Annotated in this window: 23 protein-coding genes; 16 read left to right on the top strand and 7 right to left on the bottom strand. The window is 65.6% G+C overall.

Annotation, left to right across the window (positions count from 1 at the left end; all coding sequences use genetic code 11):
- Positions 1-2 precede the first annotated feature (2 nt).
- The 15 genes from YQ44_RS25465 (at position 3) to YQ44_RS25395 (ending at position 15,685) form a co-directional block, all read left to right on the top strand.
- A complete protein-coding gene (locus tag YQ44_RS25465) occupies positions 3-1,496 on the top strand; it encodes a S41 family peptidase (RefSeq protein WP_071325746.1) in 1,494 nt (497 codons plus the stop codon).
- Between the two features lie 8 nt (positions 1,497-1,504).
- Positions 1,505-2,266 carry a HesA/MoeB/ThiF family protein gene (locus YQ44_RS25460; RefSeq protein ID WP_071325745.1) on the top strand — a complete coding sequence of 254 codons (762 nt, stop codon included), beginning with the start codon at positions 1,505-1,507 and terminating at the stop codon, positions 2,264-2,266.
- 93 nt (positions 2,267-2,359) lie between these two features.
- On the top strand, positions 2,360-2,812 hold the full coding sequence (gene gspG / locus YQ44_RS25455; protein WP_071325744.1) for a type II secretion system major pseudopilin GspG: 453 nt from the start codon (positions 2,360-2,362) through the stop codon (positions 2,810-2,812).
- A 21-nt stretch (positions 2,813-2,833) separates the two neighbouring features.
- Positions 2,834-3,319 (top strand): type II secretion system minor pseudopilin GspH, encoded by a 486-nt coding sequence (gene gspH, locus YQ44_RS25450; RefSeq protein ID WP_071326753.1) that lies wholly within the window; start codon positions 2,834-2,836, stop codon positions 3,317-3,319.
- Positions 3,316-3,699 (top strand): type II secretion system minor pseudopilin GspI, encoded by a 384-nt coding sequence (gspI, locus tag YQ44_RS25445; protein ID WP_071325743.1) that lies wholly within the window; start codon positions 3,316-3,318, stop codon positions 3,697-3,699. The genes gspH and gspI overlap by 4 nt, the downstream gene beginning before the upstream one ends.
- A complete protein-coding gene (locus YQ44_RS25440) occupies positions 3,699-4,322 on the top strand; it encodes a PulJ/GspJ family protein (protein ID WP_071325742.1) in 624 nt (207 codons plus the stop codon). Before gspI ends, YQ44_RS25440 begins: the two co-directional genes overlap by 1 nt.
- Positions 4,319-5,302, top strand: coding sequence for a type II secretion system minor pseudopilin GspK (gene gspK / locus YQ44_RS25435; RefSeq protein ID WP_071325741.1), 984 nt, complete (start codon positions 4,319-4,321; stop codon positions 5,300-5,302). The genes YQ44_RS25440 and gspK overlap by 4 nt, the downstream gene beginning before the upstream one ends.
- A 19-nt stretch (positions 5,303-5,321) precedes the next feature.
- Positions 5,322-6,551: a type II secretion system protein GspL gene (gspL, locus tag YQ44_RS25430; protein WP_071325740.1), complete on the top strand. Its 1,230-nt coding sequence runs from the start codon at positions 5,322-5,324 to the stop codon at positions 6,549-6,551.
- The gene (gene gspM / locus YQ44_RS25425) at positions 6,548-7,081 is read left to right on the top strand and encodes a type II secretion system protein GspM (protein ID WP_071325739.1); all 534 of its coding nucleotides are present in this window, start codon (positions 6,548-6,550) and stop codon (positions 7,079-7,081) included. Before gspL ends, gspM begins: the two co-directional genes overlap by 4 nt.
- Positions 7,078-7,854 carry a type II secretion system protein N gene (locus tag YQ44_RS25420; protein WP_071325738.1) on the top strand — a complete coding sequence of 259 codons (777 nt, stop codon included), beginning with the start codon at positions 7,078-7,080 and terminating at the stop codon, positions 7,852-7,854. The genes gspM and YQ44_RS25420 overlap by 4 nt, the downstream gene beginning before the upstream one ends.
- The gene (gene gspD / locus YQ44_RS25415; RefSeq protein ID WP_071325737.1) at positions 7,851-10,094 is read left to right on the top strand and encodes a type II secretion system secretin GspD; all 2,244 of its coding nucleotides are present in this window, start codon (positions 7,851-7,853) and stop codon (positions 10,092-10,094) included. The genes YQ44_RS25420 and gspD overlap by 4 nt, the downstream gene beginning before the upstream one ends.
- A 10-nt stretch (positions 10,095-10,104) precedes the next feature.
- Entirely contained in the window at positions 10,105-11,526 is a 1,422-nt protein-coding gene (gene gspE, locus YQ44_RS25410) for a type II secretion system ATPase GspE (RefSeq protein WP_071325736.1), read from the top strand.
- Positions 11,527-11,536: 10 nt separating this feature from the next.
- A complete protein-coding gene (gspF, locus tag YQ44_RS25405; RefSeq protein ID WP_071325735.1) occupies positions 11,537-12,757 on the top strand; it encodes a type II secretion system inner membrane protein GspF in 1,221 nt (406 codons plus the stop codon).
- 19 nt (positions 12,758-12,776) lie between these two features.
- Positions 12,777-13,346 (top strand): type II secretion system protein N, encoded by a 570-nt coding sequence (locus YQ44_RS25400; protein ID WP_071325734.1) that lies wholly within the window; start codon positions 12,777-12,779, stop codon positions 13,344-13,346.
- Positions 13,347-13,420: 74 nt separating this feature from the next.
- Positions 13,421-15,685: a patatin-like phospholipase family protein gene (locus YQ44_RS25395; protein ID WP_071325733.1), complete on the top strand. Its 2,265-nt coding sequence runs from the start codon at positions 13,421-13,423 to the stop codon at positions 15,683-15,685.
- Here the strand turns inward: YQ44_RS25395 and YQ44_RS25390 are convergent.
- The gene (locus YQ44_RS25390; RefSeq protein ID WP_071325732.1) at positions 15,658-16,449 is read right to left on the bottom strand and encodes a helix-turn-helix domain-containing protein; all 792 of its coding nucleotides are present in this window, start codon (positions 16,447-16,449) and stop codon (positions 15,658-15,660) included. The genes YQ44_RS25395 and YQ44_RS25390 overlap by 28 nt on opposite strands.
- A gap of 166 nt (positions 16,450-16,615) precedes the next feature.
- Here YQ44_RS25390 and YQ44_RS25385 point away from each other — a divergent pair, with 166 nt between their 5' ends.
- The gene (locus YQ44_RS25385) at positions 16,616-17,230 is read left to right on the top strand and encodes a porin family protein (RefSeq protein ID WP_083412039.1); all 615 of its coding nucleotides are present in this window, start codon (positions 16,616-16,618) and stop codon (positions 17,228-17,230) included.
- Positions 17,231-17,366: 136 nt separating this feature from the next.
- On the opposite strand, the gene YQ44_RS25380 is transcribed toward YQ44_RS25385, so the two are convergent.
- From YQ44_RS25380 to YQ44_RS25355, 6 genes are all read right to left on the bottom strand, one after another.
- Positions 17,367-17,561: a hypothetical protein gene (locus YQ44_RS25380; protein ID WP_071325730.1), complete on the bottom strand. Its 195-nt coding sequence runs from the start codon at positions 17,559-17,561 to the stop codon at positions 17,367-17,369.
- A gap of 15 nt (positions 17,562-17,576) precedes the next feature.
- A complete protein-coding gene (gene hslU / locus YQ44_RS25375; RefSeq protein ID WP_071326752.1) occupies positions 17,577-18,929 on the bottom strand; it encodes an ATP-dependent protease ATPase subunit HslU in 1,353 nt (450 codons plus the stop codon).
- Between the two features lie 136 nt (positions 18,930-19,065).
- Positions 19,066-19,602: an ATP-dependent protease subunit HslV gene (hslV, locus tag YQ44_RS25370; protein ID WP_010394217.1), complete on the bottom strand. Its 537-nt coding sequence runs from the start codon at positions 19,600-19,602 to the stop codon at positions 19,066-19,068.
- A 223-nt stretch (positions 19,603-19,825) separates the two neighbouring features.
- Entirely contained in the window at positions 19,826-20,278 is a 453-nt protein-coding gene (gene dksA / locus YQ44_RS25365) for an RNA polymerase-binding protein DksA (RefSeq protein WP_034753066.1), read from the bottom strand.
- 478 nt (positions 20,279-20,756) lie between these two features.
- Positions 20,757-21,857, bottom strand: coding sequence for a CobW family GTP-binding protein (locus tag YQ44_RS25360; protein ID WP_071325729.1), 1,101 nt, complete (start codon positions 21,855-21,857; stop codon positions 20,757-20,759).
- Positions 21,858-21,992: 135 nt separating this feature from the next.
- Complete coding sequence (locus YQ44_RS25355; protein WP_071325728.1) at positions 21,993-22,940, bottom strand: tyrosine recombinase XerC; 948 nt, start codon at positions 22,938-22,940, stop codon at positions 21,993-21,995.
- Positions 22,941-22,946: the final 6 nt, after the last annotated feature.

Raw genomic sequence — 22,946 nt, 5'->3', positions numbered from 1 at the left:
ACATGGGCATCAAAGTCAAAAGTATCGGCCTGATCGGTCTGGGCGTACTGGCCGGCATCGGCCTGTCGCTGCAGTACCCGGCCGTGGCGCAAAAAATCACGAATGCCCCGCTGCCGCTCGACGAGCTGCGCCAGCTGTCCGACGTCTTCGGCCTGATCAAGACCGATTACGTCGAGAAGGTGGAAGACAAGAAACTGCTGACGGAAGCCATTTCCGGCATGGTGTCGTCGCTGGACCCGCATTCCGTCTACCTCGATAAAAATGCCTTCAAGGAAATGCGCGAAAGCGTGCAAGGCAAGTTTGTCGGCATCGGCATCGAAGTGAGCATGGAAGACGGCTATGTGAAAGTGGTCTCGCCCATCGAGGACAGCCCTGCCGCCAAGGCCGGCATCCAGGCGGGCGACCTGATCACCCGTCTCGACAATATTCCGCTGAAAGGCTTGCAGCTGGAAGAAGTCATCAAGAAGATGCGCGGCCAGCCCGGCAGCAAGCTGGTGCTGACCATGTCGCGCAAGGGCGAGAGCAAGCCGCTGGTATTCCCCATCGTGCGCGAGGAAATCCGCGTGCAAAGCGTGAAGGCCAAGATGGTCGCGCCCGGCTATGCCTGGTTGCGCATCGCCCAGTTCCAGGAACCGACCGTCGATGACATGGTCAAAAAGATCAACGCGCTGTATGCGCAAGACCCCAAGCTCAAGGGCCTGGTGCTGGACTTGCGCAACGATCCCGGTGGCGTGGTGCCGGGCGCCATCGGCGTGGCGACAGCTTTTCTGCCAGGCAACTCCATCATCGTCTCGACCAAGGGCCAGCTGCCCGAGTCGAAACAGGTGTTCTATGGCCGCCGCGAATTCTATGCGCCGCCCGGCACCAGGGCCGATCCGCTGGCCAAGCTGCCGGCCGCGCTGAAAACCGTGCCGCTGGTGGTGCTGGTCAACGCCGGTTCCGCATCGGCCTCGGAAATCGTTGCCGGCGCCCTGCAGGATTACCAGCGCGCCACCGTCATCGGCACGCAAACGTTCGGCAAGGGTTCCGTGCAAACCTTGCGCCAGATCACGGCCGATACGGCCGTCAAGCTGACGACGGCCCGCTATTACACGCCGAAAGGCCGCGCCATCCAGGCGCGCGGCATCGTGCCCGACCTGCTGGTCGATGAGACGGCCGACGGCGATGGCTGGAACAGCCTGCGCGTGCGCGAGGCGGACCTGGAAAAACACTTGAGCAGCGACGACGGCAAGCCGGAAGCGGCCAAGCCGACGATGGAAGGCATGCACGAGCAGCTCGAGGAAGAGCAGCGCCTGATCGCCACGGCGAAAAAGCGCAAGCCGCTCGAATACGGCGCCAAGGACGATTTCCAATTGCAGCAAGCCTTGAACCACTTCCAGGGCTTGCCGGTACAGCTGGCCAAGGTCGATGCCAAGGTGGAGAAGATCGGCGCCAAGCCCGAGATCGCCTCCGACATCAAGGCCGACGATAAAAAGATTCCTGTGCAGAAACCGTAGTCGCCGCCATGCATGACGCCCAATTGCTGCGCTATTCGCGCCATATCCTGCTCAACGAGATCGGCATCGAAGGCCAGCAAGCGTTGCTCGACGCCCATGCGCTGGTGATCGGCGCGGGCGGGCTCGGTTCGCCGGCCGCCATGTACCTGGCCGCCAGCGGCATCGGCAAGCTGACCCTGGTCGACGACGATACGGTCGACCTGACCAATCTGCAGCGCCAGATCGCCCACACGACGGCCCGCGTGGGCCAGCCGAAAGTGCAGTCGGCACGCGAAACATTGCTCGGTATCAATCCCGAGATCGAAATTATTGCATTAAAGGAAAGGCTCGACGGAGCGCGCCTGGCCGAACTGGTCTTGTCGGCCACGGTCGTGCTCGACTGTACGGACAACTTCGCCACGCGCCATGCCGTCAACCGCGCCTGCGTGGCGGCCAGGGTGCCGCTGGTGTCGGGCGCCGTGATCCGCTTCGACGGCCAGGTGAGCGTGTTCGATCCGCGCACGGGCACGCAGCCGTGCTATTCCTGCCTGTTTCCGCAGGAGCAGCAGTTCACGGACGAGGCATGTTCGACCATGGGCGTGTTCGCGCCGCTGGTCGGCGTGGTCGGCGCCATGCAGGCGGCCGAGGCCCTGAAACTGGTGATGGGCGTGGGCGAATCGCTGGCCGGCCGGCTGCTGCTGCTCGACGGCTTGCACATGGAATGGAGCAGCATGCGCGTGGCGCGCGACCCTGCCTGCGCCGTCTGCGGCGAAGTGGTCTTGTCGGCCTGACAGCCCCCGCAGAATTTTTTCCCCATATGACAGGCTTTGTCATATTTCCGCTTTATACTCTGCTCTCATTACTCACCTTCTTCTCTCTTTCTTATGCAAAACGCAGCAAACCATCCGATACGCCAGCGCCGCGCGCGCGGCTTCACCTTGATCGAAATCATGGTCGTGGTGGTGATCATGGGCATCCTCGCCTCGCTCGTGGTGCCCAAGCTGATCGCCCGCACGGGCGAGTCGAAAGTGGCGGCGGCGAAAGTCGACATCGCCACCGTGATGCAAGCCTTGAAACTGTACCGGCTGGACAACCAGCGCTACCCGACCACCGAGCAGGGCTTGCATGCGCTGATCGAAAAGCCCACGACCGGCCCGGCCGCGAACGGCTGGAAGGCGGGCGGCTACCTGGAAAAGATGCCGAAAGATCCGTGGGGCAATCCCTACCAGTACCTGTCGCCAGGCCTGAAGGGCGAAGTCGACATCATCTCGCTGGGCGCCGACGGCCAGCCTGGCGGTAGCGGCGACGACGCCGATCTCGGCTCGTGGGACCTGTAAGTTTCTCCCTTCATGACCATCATGAGCCGGCGATGCAGGGCAGGCCAGCAGCGCAGCCGTGGCTTCACGCTGATCGAATTGCTGGTGGTGATGGTCATCATCGGCGTCACCCTGGGCCTCGTGTCGCTGAACGCCATGCCGAATGGCCAGCAAGCCCTGCAGAAGGAAGCCGAGCGCATCGCCCTGCTGCTGCAGCTGGCGCGCGATGAAGCCATCGTGCGCAGCCGGCAGGTGGCGTTCGAGGCCGATGAAAATCAATACCGTTTCCTCGTGCTCAATGAAAAGCTGTGGCAGCCCGTGACGCAGGACGACCTGCTGCGCGAACGCGCGTTTGCGAATACGCCCATGCTGCTCAGCGTGCAGCCATCGAACAGCGTGGCGCAGCCGCTGCGCATCATCTTCGGCCGCGAACCGGTCGACAAGCCTTTCGTCCTGACCCTGGCCAGCGGCGAACGCAGCGTGGCCATCCGCGCCGACGGCATCGGCCACTTCACGGTCGAGCAATGATGGGCTACTCCCGCCAACGCCGCCAGCGCGGCTTTACTTTGCTCGAGGTATTGGTGGCCCTCGTCATCGTCGGCACGGCCCTGGGCGCGTCCCTGCGCGCCGTGGGCAGCCTGACGCAGAACAGCGACGGCTTGCGCAGCGCCATGATGGCCACCTGGTCGGCGGAAAACCACCTGGTGCGCCTGCGCCTGGCGAAAACCTTCCCGCAGACGGGCAAGCGCACGGTCGAATGCCCGCAAGGCGACCTGCAACTGATTTGCGAGGAAGAAGTGGTGGCCACGCCGAACCCCCGCATCCGGCAAGTGCGCGTCAACGTCTATGACGCCCAGTATCCGGCCCGGCGCATCGTGCGCCTGGTCCTGCTTTCGTTTAACGACTGATGGCGCGCCGCAACCTTTCCGCCGCGGGTTTCACCCTGATCGAGCTGCTCGTGGCGATCGGCATCCTGGCCATGGTGGCCGTGCTGGGCTGGCGCGGCCTGGACAGCATCATGCGCTCGCGCGAAGTGCTCACCAGCCAGCTGGAGCAGGCGCGCGGCATGCAGCTGGCATTCGCCCAGATGCAGACCGATTGCGACCACCTGGCCGGCGCCGGCCAGGGCAACAACCTGCTCAATGGCCGCACCAACCTGACGGCCGAGAATGACCGCCTGACCCTGGTGCGCCTGGCCGCCTCGGAGCAGGAACCGCAACAGTTGCAAGTGGTCACTTACCTGCTGCGCGGCGGCGTGCTGATCCGGCGCGAGTCGAACGGCACGCGCGACCTGGCCGTGCTCGACACCCTGTGGCAGGCGGCGCGCGACGATACGGACACGGGCAGCGCCGACGTGACCCTGATGCGCGGCGTCGACAGCATGGTCATGCGCGGCTGGAACAATGGCGCCTGGAACGTGCTGACGGCGGGCGCCACCATTTCCACGCAGGTGCCGGGCCTGGAAGTGACCTTGCAGATGCCGGGCCAGGCGGCGGGCCTGTCCAAAGTCTTTTTATTGGGGCCGGGATGACGCCATACACCCGCCCCTCGCGCCAGCGCGGCGTGGCCGTCATCACGGCCTTGCTGCTGACGGCGCTGGCCATCACGGTGGTTGCCAGCCTGTTCTGGCAACAGCAGGTGCAGGTGCGTTCGATGGAAAACCAGCGTTTGCGCCTGCAGACGCAGTGGGCCATGCGCGGCATGGTCGACTTCGCCCGTTTCTGGTTGCGCCAGGACAATCCCATGCTGACGGCCGCCGACGGCGTGTGGGCCACGCCCATCGAGGAAGCGCGGCTCGACGACTACGTCGACCGTGAAAAGGTCGACACGGAAAAATTTGACGCCACCGTGTCGGGCCGCGCGCTCGACGCGCAGGCGCGCTTCAACATCACCAACCTGGCGGCGGCCACGGGCGGCGTCGATCCGAACCAGGTACAGGCTTTCCAGCGCTTGCTGTCCAATTTGCAACTCGACAGCGGCCTGGCGCAGGCCACGGCCGACGCCGTGCTGCGCGCCAAGCCGGTGCCGCGCGTCGCCAGCGACAGCGGCAAGGATGGCAAGGATGGCAAGGCGGCCGGCAAGACGGCGGGCGGCGGCAGCGAGCCGGTGGCCTTCACGCAGGTCGAGGATTTGCTGGCCGTGCCCGGCTATACGCCGCAAATCATCGAAAAACTGCGCGATTTCGTCATCGTGCTGCCGGAACTGACGGCCGTGAACGTGAACACGGCGCCGGCCGAAGTGCTGTCGGCCATCACGGACATGTCCTTGTCCGAGGCCAGCGCCCTGACTTTGAGCAATCCGCGTAAAAAGTTTGTCGATAGAGCAAATTTCCAGAATAATATCAATGGCAAGAAACCGATCGACGGCGTGGATATCGATGTGAAGAGCCGCTACTTCCTCACCGTGATCCGGGTGCGGCTGGACCGCGCCGCCCTCGATGCCGTGGCCCTCGTCAATCGAAAAACGGATCCGCAGCGCACCACCAGCCTGGTCTGGTTGCGGGAAAATTAACCCCTGAAAGCGAGTCACCTTGACAACTTTGTATATCCGGCACCCGGCCAAGGCGTCCACCGACAGCGCACCGGCCTGCTCCTTCGTGCTGGCCGGCGACGGCGGCGCCTTGCTGCAGCAGGGCAGTGCGCCGCTGGGCGGCCTGGGCCAGCTGATCGCCGGCGCGCAGCGCGTGGTGCTGCTGCTGGCGGCGGCCGACGTGACCCTGCTGCGCCTGAAGACTCCGCCCCTGGCCGGCGCCCGCCTGCGCGCGGCCTTGCCGGGCCTGGTGGAAGAGCACATCCTCGGCGACGCCCAGGATTGCCTGCTGGCCGCCGGCGCGCCCGATGCGGCCGGCATGCGCACGGTGGCCGTGGCGCAGCGTGCCTGGGTCGAGGTGCTGGTAAAAGCCTTGCTGGCGCAGGGCGCGCGCAAGGTGGCGCTGCTGCCGTCGCAGCTGTGCCTGCCGTTGCAGCCAGGCAGCGTGACGGCCGCCCTGCAGGCGAGCGGCGATGGCCTGGAACTGGCCTTGCGCCAGGCGCCGCAGGAGGGACTGGGTCTGGTGCTGCCGCCCCAGCCGCAGCAGGCGCTGCTGACGACGCGCGCGTTCGCCGGCGACGTGCCGCTGACCGTGTACGTGGCGCAGGCGGAGCTTGCGCAATATCAACAATTGGCCGCCGGCATGGATGGCGTGACGGTCGAGCTTGACCACTGGGCGCACTGGATCGCCGGCGCCCGCGCCGCAGCGCTGGACCTGGCGGGTGCGCTGGGCACGGCGACGGGTGCGGCCGCCGACTGGCGCCGCTGGCGCTGGCCGCTGCGCCTGGCGCTGCTGACGGTGGTCGTCAACCTGGTGGGCATGAATATCGAATGGATGCGCCTGAAGCGCGAGGTGGCCACCGTGCGCACCTCGATGCAGCAAACCTTCAAGGCGGCCTACCCGAACGAGGCGCCCGTGTATGGCCTGGAAGCGGAGCAGATGCGGCGCAATATCGCCGCCGCCCGCCTGCAGGGCGGGCAAGCCAGCATGGATGACTTCACCAGCATGAGCGCGGCCCTGGGCGAGGCGCTGGGCGGCCTGGCCGGACGTGGCGTGGTGGCTTCGCTCGAATACCGCGAGCGCAGCCTGATCGTGCGCCTGAAGCCGGACATGGTCGACGCCAGCGCCCAGGCGCAGGTGCGCGACGGTCTGGCTGCGCGCAAGCTGGCCCTGAATGAAACGGAGCCGGGCGTGTGGAAGATCACGCCGGCCACGGGAGCAAAAGCATGAGTGCAGCATTGAACAGGGGCCGCGCCGTGCTGGCCGGCCGCCAGCAAGCCGTGCAGGCCTTCTGGGCCGAACGCACGCAGCAGGAGCGCAAGCTGCTGGCCATCGGTGGCGTGGTGGCTGGCCTGGCCCTCGTCTACGCCGTGTTTTTCGAGCCGGCCTGGACGGGACGCATCGAATTGCAAAAGAGCTTGCCCGAGCTGCGCCAGAGCGCGGCCCAGCTGCAGGCGCTGGCGCGCGAAGCCGGTGAGTTGTCGCGCCAGACGCCGGTGCAGGTGGCACCCATGAGCCGCGCCGGCCTCGAGGCATCGCTGAAGGCGCGCGGCCTGACGCCGCAATCGCTGTCGCTGACGGGCGAATATGCGCGCGTGCAGCTGACGGGCGTGCCGTTTGCCAGCGTCATGCTGTGGCTCGATGGCTTGCGCCGCGAAGGCCGCATCGCCGTGCAGGAAGCGAAGATCACGGCGCAGACCAAGGCCGGCCTGGTGGACGCCAGCCTGAGCCTGCACCAGAGCCCGGGCGCGGCACGATGATGCGCGTGCTCGGATGGCTGCTGGCCATCATCGCCAGCGTCTGCATCACCCTGCTGGTGTTTTTCCCGGCCGGCTGGGTAGCCGGCATCGTGGAAAGGCAGACGGGCGGACGTTTGACCTTGGGCGACGCGCAAGGTACCCTGTGGCGCGGCTCGGCCTTTATTGGCGGGGCGGCCAGCGCGAATGGCGCCGTGACGCCGCTGCTGCCGGGACGCTTCAGCTGGCGCATTTCGCCGTCCGTGCTGTGGGGCGCGGTCGACGTGGAGCTGCAGAATGCAGAGGCGCTGTCGCAGGCCGTCAACCTGCGCGGGTCGTGGTCGCACTGGCAAGTCAGCCCGGCGGCGTTGCTGCTGCCGGCCGATGGCCTGGGCGGCCTCGGCGCGCCGCTGAACACGGTGGCGCCGACGGGCAGCATGCGCCTGTCGTGGAGCACCTTGCAGCTGGCGCTGGAGCAGCGGCAGTTTTCCGCCGTCGGCCGCACCACCCTGCAAATGACGGACATGGCGTCGCGCCTGTCGTCCCTGCGTCCGCTGGGCAGTTATGAACTCGATTTCGATTGGCAGGGGCAGCAGGCGGCATTGACCTTGCGCTCCATCAAGGGACCGCTGCTGCTCGATGGCAGCGGCAGCCTGAATCAGGGGCGCATGCAGTTTTCCGGCCAGGCCCAGGCCGCAGCAGGATATGAAGAGACCTTGGCGAGTTTGTTGAATTTGCTGGGACAGCGCCGTAGCAATAGCGAAAAAAACATCATCGCCTTAGAGTTTAGACAATGAAAAAACCATCCGTGAGCCCAAATACCTCCACCTTCTCGCTGCGCCGCCTCTCCGCCGCCGCCTTGCTGTGCTGTTCCGTGGCCGGCATGCCGGCGCCCGTCTGGGCCGCGCCCGGCGACGAAGCGGCGCTCAATTTCGTCGGCGCCGACATCGAGTCGGTGATCAAGGCGGTCGGCCATTACACCAACATCAATTTCGTCATCGACCCGCGCGTCAAGGGCACGATTACGCTGGTGTCGGAAAAGTCGATCAGCAAGACGCAGGCGTTCGGGCTGCTGGCCTCGGCGCTGCGCCTGCAGGGCTACGCGGTGGTCTCGGGTGACGGCTACGCCAAGGTGGTGCCGGAAGCGGACGCCAAGCTGCAATCCGTGCCGACCCAGGTGGGCAACGGCAGCAGCCAGGTGAAGGGCGACCAGATCGCCACCCAGGTGTTTTACCTGAACTACGAATCGTCGGCCAACCTGCTGGCCGTGCTGCGTCCGCTGATTTCGCCGAACAACACGATCAATGCCAACCCGGGCAACAACTCGCTGGTGATCACCGATTACGCGGATAACCTCAAGCGCCTGGCGAAGATCATCGCCGCGCTCGACGTGCCCGCCTCGACGGACCTGGACGTGATCCCCGTGCGCTATGCGATCGCTTCCGACCTGGCCTCGATGGTAAACAAGCTGATGGAAGGCGGCAGCGGCGGCGCCGGCGCGACGGCCGACAGCGGCAAGGTTTCCGTGCTGGCCGACCCGCGCACCAATTCGCTGGTGCTGCGCGCGCCATCGGCGGCGCGCGCCAACCTGGCCAAGTCGCTGATCTCGAAGCTGGACCAGCCCACCACGCAGCTGGGCAATGTGCACGTGGTGTACCTGAAGAACGCGGACGCCACCAAGCTGGCGCAAACCCTGCGTTCGGTGGTGACGTCGGACGGCACGGCCGCCACGGCGCAGCAGCCGACCAGCAACAGCCTGAACACGAACAACCAGAATAACCAGGGCGGCGGCATGAACAGCACGGGCCTGGGCGGCGGCTCGCAAAGCGGCACCTCGGGCGGCGCGTCGCTGAGCAACGGACCGCAGCAGCTGTCCTCGGGCGGCGCGGCCGGCTTCATCCAGGCCGATGCCTCGACGAATACCCTGATTTTGACCTGCAACGAAGCCGTGTACCGCAACCTGCGCGCCGTGATCGACCAGCTCGACGTGCGCCGCGCCCAGGTCTACATCGAGGCGCTGATCGTCGAAGTGACGTCGGCCAAGGCATCCGAGTTCGGCGTGCAGTGGCTGGGGCTTTCCGGCGACAGCAACAGCAGCTACCGCGTGGGCGCGCTGCAGTCGTTCGCCGGCGGCACCGACAACAATATCGCCAAGCTGGCGCTGGGCGGCGGCAAGGTGCTGCCGACGGGCGGCCTGACCCTGGGCATCTTCAAGCAGATCAACGGCGCGCTGGGCCTGGGCGCCGTGGCGCATGCGCTGGAATCGGACGGCAACGCCAACATCCTGTCGACGCCGAACCTGATCACCCTGGACAACGAGCTGGCCACCATCAAGGTGGGGCAGAACGTGCCTATCCTGACGGGCCAGTACACGAGCACGGCCGGCACCAACACGAATCCGTTCCAGACCATCGACCGCAAGGAAGTGGGCCTGACGCTGAAGGTGCGTCCGCAGATTTCCGAAGGCGGCACCATCAAGCTGGGCATCTATCACGAGACGTCGAGCGTGGACAAATCCACGGCGTCGGCCGTCAGCGGCATCACCATCAACAACCGCGTGATCGAAAACAATGTGCTGGCCGACGATGGCCAGATCATCGTGCTCGGCGGCCTGATCGAGGACAGCACGGGCGACAACGCGGAGAAGGTGCGCGGCCTGGGCGACATTCCCCTGCTGGGCAACCTGTTCAAGTACCAGACGCGCGAGCGCAAGAAAACCAACCTGATGATCTTCCTGCGCCCCGTCATCGTGCGCAACAAGGAGCAGAGCGGCAGCCTGGCGGCCGACCGCTACGACTACATGCGCTCGGCCGAGACGGCCGCCGTGCCGGCTTCGGGCAACCTGATGCTGAAAGACCTGGGCACGCCCGTGCTGCCGGCGCTGCAGGATGGCCAGCCGGTGGGCGGCAACATGGTGACGCGTCCCGTGCCGCCGGCGCCGACGCCGCCGCCAGGCGCGCCGGCCAACGCGGCCACGCCGCCGCAGCCGCTGCTGCAGCAATACCAGCAGCAGCAACTGCCGCAGCAGCAGAAATGACGGGACAGCCATGAGTAACCTGCTTCCCTACGCCTACGCGCGCGATTTCGGCTTGCTGGCCCGGCCCGGCGCCGTCGATGGCGCGCCGGTCGACGTGCTGGTGGCCGCATCGACGGCGCCGGCGGCCATCGCCGAAGTGTCGCGCCGCTTCGGCCAGATCCAGCTGACGGTGCTGCCGCGCGCCGACCTCGATGCGGCCATCGCCGGCGCCTATGCGGGCGGCGGCGGCGACGCTTCGCAGATGGCCGATGAATTCGACGCCGACCTCGATCTGACCAAGCTGCTGCAGGACGTGCCGGCCATCGAGGACTTGCTCGAGTCGTCCGACGACGCGCCCGTGATCCGCATGATCAACGCCTTGCTGACGCAGGCGCTGCGCGAAGGCGCCTCCGATATCCACATCGAGCCGTTCGAGCAGACGTCCGTCGTGCGCTTCCGCATCGACGGCAGCCTGCGCGACGTGGTGCGCCCCCGCAAGGCCATCCACGGTTCGCTCATTTCGCGCATTAAGATCATGGCGCAGCTCGACATCGCCGAGAAACGCCTGCCGCAGGACGGCCGCATCACCCTGCGCGTGGGCGGCAAGCCCGTCGACGTGCGCGTCTCGACCCTGCCCACCGGGCATGGCGAACGGGCCGTGCTGCGCTTGCTGGACAAGGAAGCGGGCCGCCTCGACCTGCAGCACCTGGGCATGAGCGCGCCCATGCTGGCGCAGTTCGATGGCCTGATCACGCAGCCGCACGGCATCGTGCTCGTCACGGGCCCCACCGGTTCGGGCAAGACCACGACCCTGTATGCGGCGCTGTCGATGCTCAACGCCACCACCACGAACATCCTGACGGTGGAAGACCCGATCGAGTACGATCTGGCGGGCGTGGGCCAGACGCAGGTCAATCCGCGCATCGACATGACATTTGCCAAGGCGCTGCGGGCGATTCTGCGGCAAGATCCCGATGTGATCATGATCGGCGAGATCCGCGACCTGGAAACGGCGCAGATCGCCGTGCAGGCGTCGCTGACGGGCCACCTGGTGCTGGCGACCCTGCACACCAACGATGCGTCGGCGGCCGTCACGCGCCTGCTCGACATGGGCATCGAGCCGTTCCTGCTGTCGTCCTCCCTGCTGGGCGTGCTGGCGCAGCGGCTGGTGCGCAAGCTGTGCGGTTCCTGCAAGACCTTCGATGGCGAATACTGGCAGGCCGTCGGCTGCGAGCATTGCGGCCAGACCGGCTACCAGGGCCGCGTCGGCGTATATGAACTGCTGCGCACGACGGAGCAGATCCGCGCGCAGATCCACAACCGCGCCTCGGAGGCGGAGGTGCGCACGGTCGCCCTGCAGGACGGCATGCTGAGCATGCGCGACGACGGCGAACGCTGGCTGCGCGACGGCACCACCACGCAGGCGGAATTGCTGCGCGTGACCAAAGACTAGGCCAGCCACCATGCCCGCATTCCGTTATGAAGCCGTCGACGCCCAGGGCGCCACCCGCAAGGGCGTGCTCAACGCCGACAGCCCCCGTTCCGCGCGCGCCGAACTGCGCGTGCAAGGCCTGGTGCCGCTGGCCGTCGAGCAGATCGCCGCGCAGGTGGACGCCGCCGGCGTGACCAGGCGGCGCGGCTTCGGCGAGCGCCTGTCGAGCACCGAACTGGCCCTGTTTACGCGCCAGCTGGCCAGCCTGCTGGAAGCGGGCCTGCCGCTGGAGCAGGCGTTTTCCGCGCTGCTGGAACAGGCCGAGCGGCCCTACCTGCGCGACCTGATCGCTTCGATCCGCTCGGAAGTGATCGGCGGCGCCGCGTTTTCCGACGTGCTGGCGCGCCATCCGCGCGACTTTGCCGAGATCTACCGCGCGCTGGTGGCGTCGGGCGAGCAGATCGGCCATCTGTCGCGCGTGCTGTCGCGCCTGGCCGACTATATCGAACGGCGCAACGCGCTGGTGCAGAAGGTCAAGCTGGCGTTTACCTATCCGGCCATCGTCACGGTGGTGGCGTTTTCCATCGTCATCTTCCTGCTCACCTACGTGGTGCCGCAGATCGTTTCCGTGTTCGCCAACACCAAGCAGAAGCTGCCCATGCTGACCGTGATCATGCTGGCGCTGTCGGACTTCGTGCGCCATTACGGCATCGTCGTGGCGATTGCCCTCGTCGGCGCCTGGGTGGCCTGGCGCCGCGCGCTGCAGCAGCCGGCCCTGAAACGGCGCTGGCATACGTGGCTGCTGACGGCGCCCCTGTACGGCAAGTTCGAGCGCAGCCTGAACACGGCCCGTTTCGCCAGCACGCTGGCCATCACCACCGGTTCCGGCGTGCCGATTTTGCGCGCGCTCGACACCAGCCGCGACACCTTGACCAACGTGGCGATGCAGGAGCTGGTGCAGGAAGCCAGCGGCGCCGTGCGCGAGGGCGTGAGCCTGGCGCGCGCGCTGTCGGCGCAAAAGCATTTCCCGCCGATGCTGATTCACATGATACGCGCCGGCGAAATCACGGGCGAGCTGCCGGCCATGCTCGAACGCGCCGCCAGCGCGCAGGAGCAGGACCTGGAGCGCCGCACGCTGACCATTGCCGGCCTGCTGGAGCCGGCCCTGATCCTGGCGATGGGCGTGGTGGTGCTGCTGATCGTGCTGGCAGTGCTGATGCCGATTATCGAAATTAATCAGCTGGTGCGTTAAGAGAAATATCAAGGAAACCATGAAGCGTTTGCCCCAACTTGTAAGCCTGGTCGCCGTCGTGGCGCTGTCCGTGTCGCTGGCCTATTGGGCCATGCAGCTGTTCAAGGCGCCGCAACGCCCGATCAACCCGCCCGCCGTGCCGGTGGTGCAGGACGCCAGCGTGGAGGCGGGCGCCTCGCTGTTCGGCGGCCAGGTCAGCGTGGCCACGGCCAGCAACTACCAGCTCAAGGGCGTGGTGGCGGCGGGCAACGGCCGTGGCAGCGTGGCCATCATCTCGACCGACGGCAAGCCTTCCGTGGCCTTGCCCGAGGGCGCCGAGGTGGTGCCCGGCGTGACGGTGCTGGAAGTGCATGCGCGCCACGTGCTGCTGCAGGATGGCGGCGTGAGCAAGCGCATCGACCTGGTGGCGGACGACAAGGCGCTGGCCATGCCGGCAGTGCTGCCGGCCACGCCGACGCCGACTCCCGCCCCGGCGCCGGCCGCGACGACGAACCTGGTGCCGCCACCGATGCCGATGGAGACGCAGCAGCGTCCGACGATGATGCCGGCGCCGGCCCAGGTGACGAGCGTGCAGCCGCCGTCAAATTGATGCATTAATCAGCACCTTCGCTTCAACCGCATTTTTGCCGATGGCGCCGTGCCGCCATCGCTACAGGAGTCTTCATGTTTTCGATCCGTGCCGTCCTGGCAGCAGGCTGCATGGCGGCGCTGTGCGCGCTGCCGCAAGCCGGCGCCGCCGCTGACACTCCCGCCGCCACGTCTTCCCCTGCCGCCGCGCAGCCATCATCCGCCGCGCCCTTGCCGGCGCGTCCGCGCATCGCGCTGGTGCTGTCGGGCGGCGGCGCGCGCGGCCTCGCGCATATCGGCGTGCTGAAAGTGCTGCAGGAGCTGCACGTGCCGGTCGACATGGTGGTCGGCACCAGCATGGGCGGCGTGGTCGGTGGCGCGTATGCGGCCGGCGCTTCCGTGGCGGACCTGGAAAAGATGGCGCGCGAAACGAATTGGGCGCGCGTGGTGGCCGACCGTCCGCCGCGCGACGAACTGGTGTTCCGCCGCCGCGAAGAGGATTTATTGCTGCCGTCGCGCATCGAGTTCGGCATCAGCCGCAACGGTATTTCCACGCCGCCGGCGGCGGCCAGCAATGCGGCGCTGGAGATGGCCTTGAACCGGCTGCTGCCCGCCGGCATGCGCGACCGTCCCGCCAGCCAGCTGCCGCTGCCTTTCCGTTCGGTGGCGTCGGACCTCGTCAGTGGCGAGCTGGTGGAGCTGGTCGACACGCCGCTGTTCCTGTCGATGCGCGCCTCGCTGGCCGTGCCGGGCGTGTTTTCGCCCGTGCGCGTGAATAACCGCCTGGTCGTCGATGGCGGGCTGGTGCGCAACCTGCCCGTCGACATGGCGCGCGCCATGGGCGCCGACATCGTCATCGCCGTCAACGTGGGCACGCCGCTGGCGCCGGAAAAGGAGCTGGGCAGCGCCATCGGCGTGGCGCAGCAGATGCTGCAGATCCTCACGGAGCAGAACGTGCAGCGCTCGCTCAAGGAAATGCGGCCACAGGACATCCTTGTGGCGCCGGACCTGACGGGCGTCAGTTTCCTCGACTTCGAAAACTATGCGCGCGCCATGCGCGCCGGCGAACAGGCGGCGCAGGCGCTGGCCACGCGCCTGGCGCCGCTGGCCCTGCCGCCGGAGCAGTATGCGGCGCGCGAGCAGCTGCGCCTGGCCGCGCCGGCCCTGCTGGACGTGGCCCTGCCGCTCACGCGCCTGGCCGTGGAAAGCGAAGGCGATATCAATCCGCGCATCCTGCAAGCCCAGTCCGGGCTGGTGGAAGGCCAGTCAGTCACCCAGGAAGACGTGCTCAAGGCGGCCGGCAAGCTGTATGGGCGCGGCGACGTGGCGCGCGTGGAGAGCGCGGTGGTGGACGCGGGCGAGCAGCGCACGGTGACCATCAAGGCCGTCGAGGCGCCGTGGGCCAGCAACCGCCTGCGCGTGGGCCTGGAACTGGCCAGCGATTTCAAGGACAGCAACAACTTTGCCCTGAAGCTGCTGCATGTGCGTTCGAACCTGAACAGCTGGGGTGGCGAGTTGCGCAGCACGGCGCAGATCGGCAATGCGCGCGGTTATGGCGTGCAGTTCTGGCAGCCGCTGGGCGCCGGCAACCCGTGGTATATCGCGCCGCAGCTGCAATACACCTCGTCGGCGATGGATTTGTTCGACCAGGGCCGGCGCAGCGCGCGCCTGGCCTATAACGGCCAGACGGCGGCGCTGGTGCTGGGACGCCAGTTTGGTACCTGGGGCGATTTGCAGTTTGGCGTCACGCGCAGGGAAGTCAAGGGCAAGCTGGCGATTCCGGCCGACCCCGAGATGCCGGAGTTGCGCGCGCTGGGCACCACGCAGTTCGTGCAGTTCCGCGTCGATACGCTCGATTCACCCGGCTTCCCCACGCGCGGCGTGCTGTTCGACGCCACCTGGACGCGCGATACGACCACGGGATCGGGCGAAACGGCCGTGGGCCAATCCTCCATCACGGGGTTGAAGGCGTTTAGCCGCGGCAACTGGGCTGGCCATGTGTATGGCGAATGGGCGCGTTCGCAGCGTGGCGAGGCGCCGCTCAACCTCGGCGGTTTCCTGCGCCTGTCCGGCACGGAATTTCAATCGGTGAGCGGGCGCAGCATCGCCCTGGCGCGCCTGGTGATGGCGCGCCGCATCGGTTCCCTGCCGAGTACTCTCGGCGGCGCCGTGCGGGCCGGCTTTTCGCTGGAAATGGGCGGCGGCTTCGATCAGAGCGAACGCTGGAAGGCCAGCAAATTCACGCAGGCGAGCAGCGCCTTCATCTCGGTCGACACGCGCTTCGGCCCCGTCTACATGGCCTCGGGCGCATCGAAGGGCGGCGAGAGCACGTTCTACCTGTTCCTGGGCCCTGTCTGGTAGCTGGCGCCCGGCGCCGGCGGCGCGGCGGGCGCGCTGCGGCGCAGGGCCGTGAAGGCGGCGAATTCCCATGAGCGAAATCCCAGCAGCAGGGTAAAGCCATCGCGTTCGGCCGGCGCCAGGCGCCGGTCGCTCTGGTGCAGGCGCGCCAGTTCCTCGGCCAGCTGGCGGATCTTTTGCACCATTTCCTGTGCGCTGGGCAGGCACAGGCGGGCCGGGATGCACATCAGCGTCTCGCCGGCGCCGTCAAAATGCCCGCTGAAATAGTCGGCCACCACGTGCTCGCGGAAGTACTGCTGCACGGGACCGTCGGCCAGCCAGTGGAAGGCGTTCGAGACGCGCAGGCTGTAGCGGTTCAGCGGCTTGAGCTCGATCAAGCCCAGCCGGTCCAGCTCGGCCAGGCAGACGATGCATTCGGCCTGCGTCAGCGCATACGTTTCCACTACCTGCTCCACGCTCCAGTGGCCGAGGCAGCAGATCGCCACCAGCAGCAGGCGCGGATGCGCCACCAGCGACTTTTCTTGCACCAGGGTGAGCGTGTCGGCATGCGGCGTGATGTCGGCCGCGCCGCGCAGCACGTCTTCCATGGCGATGCCGGAGGCCTTGCAGATCAGGGCCAGGCGCGAGAGCGACATGTCGTGCTGGCCAAACATGCGCTTGACGCTCGATTCGCTCATGGCGATGCGCTCGGCCAGCACCTTGTAGGTGATGCCGGCGGCGCGCAATTGGGTGCGCAGGACGCGCAGGACCAGTTCAGGCGAACTCACGATAGTTCCTTTCTACAAGTTTGGTAGCGGATGCCGGTACCGAATGTAGCCCTTAATGGCACTTTGCACAAGGAGATAGTACTTCCAGGCAAAAGAGATGACACTCCCGCTTGTAGCCCGCACAGCGCGCTACAACCAGGCACTCATCCACTTGTAGAGGTTATTCATGTCCATCCAATTACGTTTCCCAGTAGCGATGCTGGCGCTTGCCGCCATCGCTCCCCTGTCCGCCTTTGCCGCCGAGCCGGCGCCGGGCCCCGTCTACATGGGCGCCAGCTACGGCTTTCGCGCCAACACCGACCTCGATTGCGTGCCCGCCCAGCGCGACTGCGACAAAAGCAGCAAGCGCAGTGGCAAGGCCTACGTGGGCTACACTTTCGACGCGCTGCCGTTTCAGGGCGGCGTGGCCGTGCCTGCGATTGAGCTGGTGGGGTATCTGGGGGGAGAGGTCAAGTCCGGCTTCGACACGGGCGCCGGCAAGCGCGCTGGGCGCGGCAAGTTCACGGGCCTCGGCATGCAGGGCGTGCTGGCCTACAAGTTCGATGCATTCACCCTGAGCGGACGCGCCGGCGCGGCCTACACGCAGGGCAAGGTCGATTATCTGGACGGCGGTTCGGACAAGAAGGACAAGATAGGCCTGACCTACGGCATTGGCACGGCTTACGCGCTGAACAAGAACTGGTCGCTGCACCTGGACTGGGACCGCGTGCCAGTGAAGTACAGCAGCAAGCAAACGACCAAGGTCGACATGTTTTCGCTGGGCGCGTCCTACCGCTTCTAAGGCGGACGCCGGGCAGACGATGGCCTGATCGCGGACGCCCCCATCGGGGGTGTCCGCAGGCGGCCTGCGATGAGCACGCCCCAAGGCCTTGATTCATGCTGCTGCGTCCATGCGCCTTGCCCTGGACATTTCAAGATCAGTCTGTGACGTCTGCTTTCTGCAGCAGTTTCGCCAGCAGGCGTTTTTCCTGCTGGCGCTGGCCGGAGACGGTCTTCACGTGCGCGCCGGCGGCGCGCTGCAGGGCCGCGGCGGCCACCGGGTTGCGCGGTTTTTGCGAGGGTTCGACGCGGAACTGCATTTTCTGCCGCGTCGCCAATGCCTTGTTTGCCATCGGTCCCCTCCCTGTTTACAGCACGTAGCGCGACAGGTCTTCGTTGACCGACAGCGCTTCCAGGCGTTCGTTGACGTAGGCGGCATCGATCACCAGCAGGTTTTCCGTGCTGCTGCTGCCTTCGCTGGCCGTAAACGACACTTCTTCCAGCAGTTTTTCCATCACCGTGTGCAGCCGGCGCGCGCCGATGTTTTCCGTGCGCTCGTTAACCGAGTAGGCGATTTCCGCCAGGCGCGTGATGCCTTCCGGCGCAAATTGCAGCTTCAGGTTTTCCGTCGCCAGCAGCGCTTCGTACTGCATCGTCAGGCAGGCGTCGGTGCTCGTCAGGATGCGCTCGAAGTCCGAAATCGACAGCGATTCCAGCTCCACGCGGATGGGGAAGCGTCCCTGCAGCTCGGGGATCAGGTCCGACGGTTTCGACAGGTGGAAGGCGCCCGAGGCGATGAACAGGATATGGTCCGTGCGTATCATGCCGTACTTGGTGTTGACGGTCGTGCCTTCGACCAGCGGCAGCAGGTCGCGCTGCACGCCGGCGCGCGAGACGTCGGCGCCGCCCGCTTCGGAACGCGAGGCGATCTTGTCGATTTCATCTAAGAAGACGATGCCGTTCTGCTCGACGTTCTGGATGGCCTTCTGTTTCAGCTCGTCCTCGTTCACCAGCTTGGCCGCTTCTTCCTCGACCAGCAGTTTCAGCGCTTCCTTGATCTTGACCTTGCGCGCCTTCTTGCGCTGCCCGCCCACGCCCGAGAACATGGACTTGATCTGTTCCGTCATTTCTTCCATGCCCGGCGGCGCCATGATTTCCATCTGCGGGCCCGCCTCGGCCAGCTCGATCTCGATTTCCTTGTCATCGAGTTCGCCCTGGCGCAGGCGCTTGCGGAAGGTCTGGCGCGTGCTGTCGCCGCTGCCCGTGTCCACGGCCGCCGCCGTATTCGGCGTGAAGCCGAAGTCGCGCGCCGGCGGCACGAGGATGTCGATGATGCGGTCTTCGGCCGCGTCTTCGGCGCGCGCGCGTACTTTTTTCATCTCCAGCGCGCGCGTCTGCTTGATGCCGATGTCGATCAGGTCGCGGATGATGGTGTCGACGTCGCGGCCCACATAGCCCACTTCCGTGAACTTGGTCGCTTCGATCTTGATGAACGGCGCCTCGGCCAGCTTGGCCAGGCGGCGCGCGATTTCCGTCTTGCCGACGCCCGTGGGGCCGATCATCAGGATGTTCTTGGGCGTGATTTCATGGCGCAGGGGTTCGGCCACCTGCTGGCGGCGCCAGCGGTTGCGCAGGGCGATGGCGACGGCGCGCTTGGCCTTGGCCTGGCCCACCACGTGCTTGTCGAGTTCGGTGACGATTTCCGACGGGGTCATGTTCATGATCATAATGGCTTTCTATCTTTCTTTTGCGTAGAGTGCCCGAAAAACGTTCAGGGCAAGGCGCGTGGCCGCAGGCAGTACCTTTTTGTACGCCCAGGCCATGCAACGCAGCCATGGGCGTTTTCTCGAAGGACTCTTAGTCCAGGGTCTCGATGATGTGGGACATATTCGTGTAGATGCAGAGTTCCGCGGCGATGGTCAGCGATTTCTTGACCACTTCGGCCGGCGACAAGTCCGTGTTTTCCTGCAGCGCCTTGGCGGCCGACTGGGCGTAGGTGCCGCCCGAGCCGATGGCGCCGATGCCGTCTTCCGGCTCCAGCACGTCGCCGTTGCCCGTGATGACCAGGGTCGACTCGCTGTCGGCCACCAGCAGCATCGCTTCGAGGCGGCGCAGCACGCGGTCGGTGCGCCAGTCCTTGGCCAGTTCAACGGAGGCGCGCAGCAGGTTGCCCTGGTGTTTTTCCAGCTTGCCTTCAAAACGGTCGAGCAGGGTGAAGGCGTCGGCCGTGCCGCCGGCAAAGCCCACGAGGACCTTGCCCTGGTACAACTTGCGTACCTTGCGCGCCGTGCCCTTCATGACGATGTTGCCTAGCGTAACTTGCCCATCGCCGCCCAGCGCGACTTGCTTGCCGCGCCGGACGCAGAGGATGGTGGTGCCGTGAAATTGTTCCATAGTGACCTCAAAAGATTCGTGCCTATGCGTGCAGCGTCATGCGTGTGCGCGCCCATGGCCCAAAAGTGGGGATGGAAAAGGCAATTGCAAGCGGCATGTGCCACTGTCGCGCCTGCTTCAGTGTAGTCGGCGCGGGACGAAAAAAAAGCACGCAACCGGGGTTGTGTGCTTTTTTATTCGCCATCGCCAGGCCGCCGGGGCGGCCGCGCAAGGGACGGGGCGATCAGTCGCCGTAGAGTTTTTGCTTCAGTTCGCGCCGTTGCTGGGCTTCCAGCGACAGGGTGGCGGTCGGACGGGCGATCAGGCGCGGGATGCCGATAGGCTCGCCCGTTTCTTCGCACCAGCCATAGTCGCCGGCGTCGATGCTGGCGATCGATTGTTGTACTTTCTTCAGCAATTTGCGCTCGCGGTCGCGCGTGCGCAGTTCCAGCGCATGCTCTTCCTCGATGGTGGCGCGGTCGGCAGGATCCGGTACCAGCACGGTTTCACGCAAGTGTTCCGTGGTTTCGCCTGCGTTTTTCAGCAAGTCTTTCTCGAGCTGTTGCAGACGTGCCTTGAAGAATGCCAGTTGTGCCGGATTCATGTAGTCATCTTCGCTCATGGCGCGAATTTGGTCTTCGCTGATGAGAGGGATGTCTTGGTTGGCGGCCGGGGTCGATTTATTAGTTTTGGTCATAACTTCGCTTACCTTCGATACGACAGAGTTTTCAAATTGATCAGTTGATCGGCGATGCCGAGCAACTGTACAGGTTCCGCTTGGCATTGCTGTCCAGCTGTACTGCTTGCGACCTTGGCTTGCCGGCGGTGGCCAGGACTACCGGCCGGCGATAATGCCATGTTGATAACTTTTTGCCGCTATATGCCGGTCTCGCTCGCCGCGTCGACCTGCGTGTTGGGTGGATCGGTTGCATGCCTGGCATGCGGCCAGCGGCAGTTTGCCAGCATTTCATGACAGGCGAACGACATGGGCCGTTTTCGTCGCTGATTTTGGCACGCTTTGCTTTATATTGCCATCCCGATTTGTTGACTAGCCGATCAGATGTGGCCACTTGTTGGTTTATGCCAGCAAGATGTTCGTCAGGCAGGGGGAAAGCATGCTTAACTTTCCCTTTTGTTTCTGCTTTGCAACGGATACTTCGCAAAACCCGGCTAGTTTATACCAAACATTGTTCGAGTCCGCGAATAAAAATGTCTTTTGGTAGATTTTTGCCAATAAAGACCATTTTGCTGCCACGCACCTCGTTCTCGCCCCATTTGGCGCCCAGATCGCTGCCCATCAGCTGGTGCACGCCCTGGAATACCACCTTGCGTTCGGCGCCCTGCATCAGCAGCACACCCTTGTAGCGCAGCATGCGCGGGCCATACACCTGCACCAGGCCGCCGAGGAACTCATCGAGCTTGGCGCTGTCAAACGGTTGCGTGCTCTTGAAAACAAAGGCGGCGATGTCGTCGCTGTGCTGTGCATGGTGGTGGTCGGCATGGCCGCAGTCGGTGGCGCAGGCTGCGGTGTGCTCATGCTTGTGCTCATGCGCATGGCCGTGTGCGTGCTGATCTGCGTGTTCATGCGCATGGTCGTGGTCGTGGACGTGCTCGCTTTCGGTGGCGAGGAAATCCGGGTCCAGTTCCAGCTTTTCATTCAGATTGAAACCGCGGATGTCGAGCACCTCGGCCAGCGGCGCGCGGCCGAAGTCGACCTTGCCGATGGGCGCGCGCGGATTGATGCGCTTCAGGCGGCGCGTCAGGGCGGCCACGTCGTCTTCACTGACGAGGTCGGTTTTCGACAGCAGCAGCTTGTCGGCAAAGCCCACCTGGCGCTGCGCCTCTTCGTATTCGTCGAGTTGCTTCATGGCATGGCGCGCGTCGACCACCGTGATGATGGCGTCGAGCATGTAGTGGCTGCCCACTTCCTCGTCGACAAAGAAGGTTTGCGCCACGGGGCCGGGATTGGCCAGGCCCGTCGTTTCGATGACCAGGCGGTCGAACGCGATCAGGCCCGCATCGCGCTTTTGCGCCAGGGCCGACAGGGCCACGATCAGGTCGCCGCGCACGGTGCAGCAGATGCAGCCGTTGTTCATCTCGATGATTTGTTCGTTGCTGTCCTGCACCAGGATTTCATTGTCGATGTTTTCCTGGCCAAACTCATTCTCGATCACGGCGATGCGCATGCCGTGGTCTTCCTGCAGTATGCGGTTGAGCAAGGTGGTTTTGCCGGCGCCGAGGAAACCGGTGAGTATGGTGGTGGGAATCAGTGCCATGAGGAATGCATGCCTATGCTGTGGTTCGGTGGTGCCGCCGCGCAAGCGGGCGAATCCGGACGATTATGCCGGAATTTTGCAAATGCTTGCAAATGGGCGCCGATCCGCTTGATATGGATCAGGCCGGCGTTCTCTTTACTTGACCTTGGCGCGCGGGTGGGCCTGGTCGTACACGTGCGCCAGGTGCTGGAAATCGAGGGCCGTGTAGACCTGGGTCGAGGTGATGCTGGAATGGCCCAGCATTTCCTGCACGGCGCGCAAGTCGCCCGACGATTGCAGCACGTGCGAGGCGAACGAGTGGCGCAGCACGTGCGGATGCACATTCGCGGGAATCTCCGTGGCCAGCGCGTGCGCCTTCAGGCGCAGCTGCAAGACGCGCGGCGAGATGCGCGTACCGCGCGTGCTCAAAAACAAGGCGGCGCTGCCATCCCTGGCCGGCGGGCGCACGGCCAGCCAGCTGCTGAGGGCGACGAGGGCGGCCTTGCCGACCGGCACCTTGCGCATCTTGCTGCCCTTGCCCGTGACGATGACTTCGAAGCTGGCCATGTCGAGCCAGCCCAGCGAGGCAGGCTGGCCGCCCTCGGCCTTGCAGTAGTGGGTGTCCAGGCTGGTCAGTTCGGAAACGCGCAAGCCGCTCGAATACAGCAGTTCGAACATGGCGCGGTTGCACAGCTGCTCCGGTTCGGCCTGGCCCTGCTGGTGTTGCGCGGGCGCCACGAGGCGCACGGCGTCGTCCACCGACAGCGCGCGCGGCAGCGTCCTGGCCCGCTTCGGGGCGCGGATGCCGTCGACGGGGTTGGCGTCGAGTGCCGTTTCACCGCTGAGCCAGTTGAAGAAGCCGCGCCACGACGACAGCTTGCGCGCGATCGAGCGCGGGTCGAGGCCGCCTGCGTGCAGCTTGGCCGTGTAGCGCCGCACTTCGTTGTGCGCCAGGGCCGTCCAGGGCGTGTTGCCACTCAGTTCCAGCAGCGCGCGCAGGTCGCGCCCGTAGGCGTCCAGCGTGTGCGGCGACAGTTTGCGCTGCGTGGCCAGTTGCGCCAGGTAGGCGTCGAGCCATTCGGCCTTGCCGCGCGTCGCATTCATGGCGTT

Source organism: Janthinobacterium sp. 1_2014MBL_MicDiv (genome assembly GCF_001865675.1).
In the GTDB taxonomy this organism is placed as follows: Bacteria; Pseudomonadota; Gammaproteobacteria; order Burkholderiales; family Burkholderiaceae_D; genus Janthinobacterium.
This window is presented reverse-complemented; position numbering and strand designations above follow the sequence as displayed.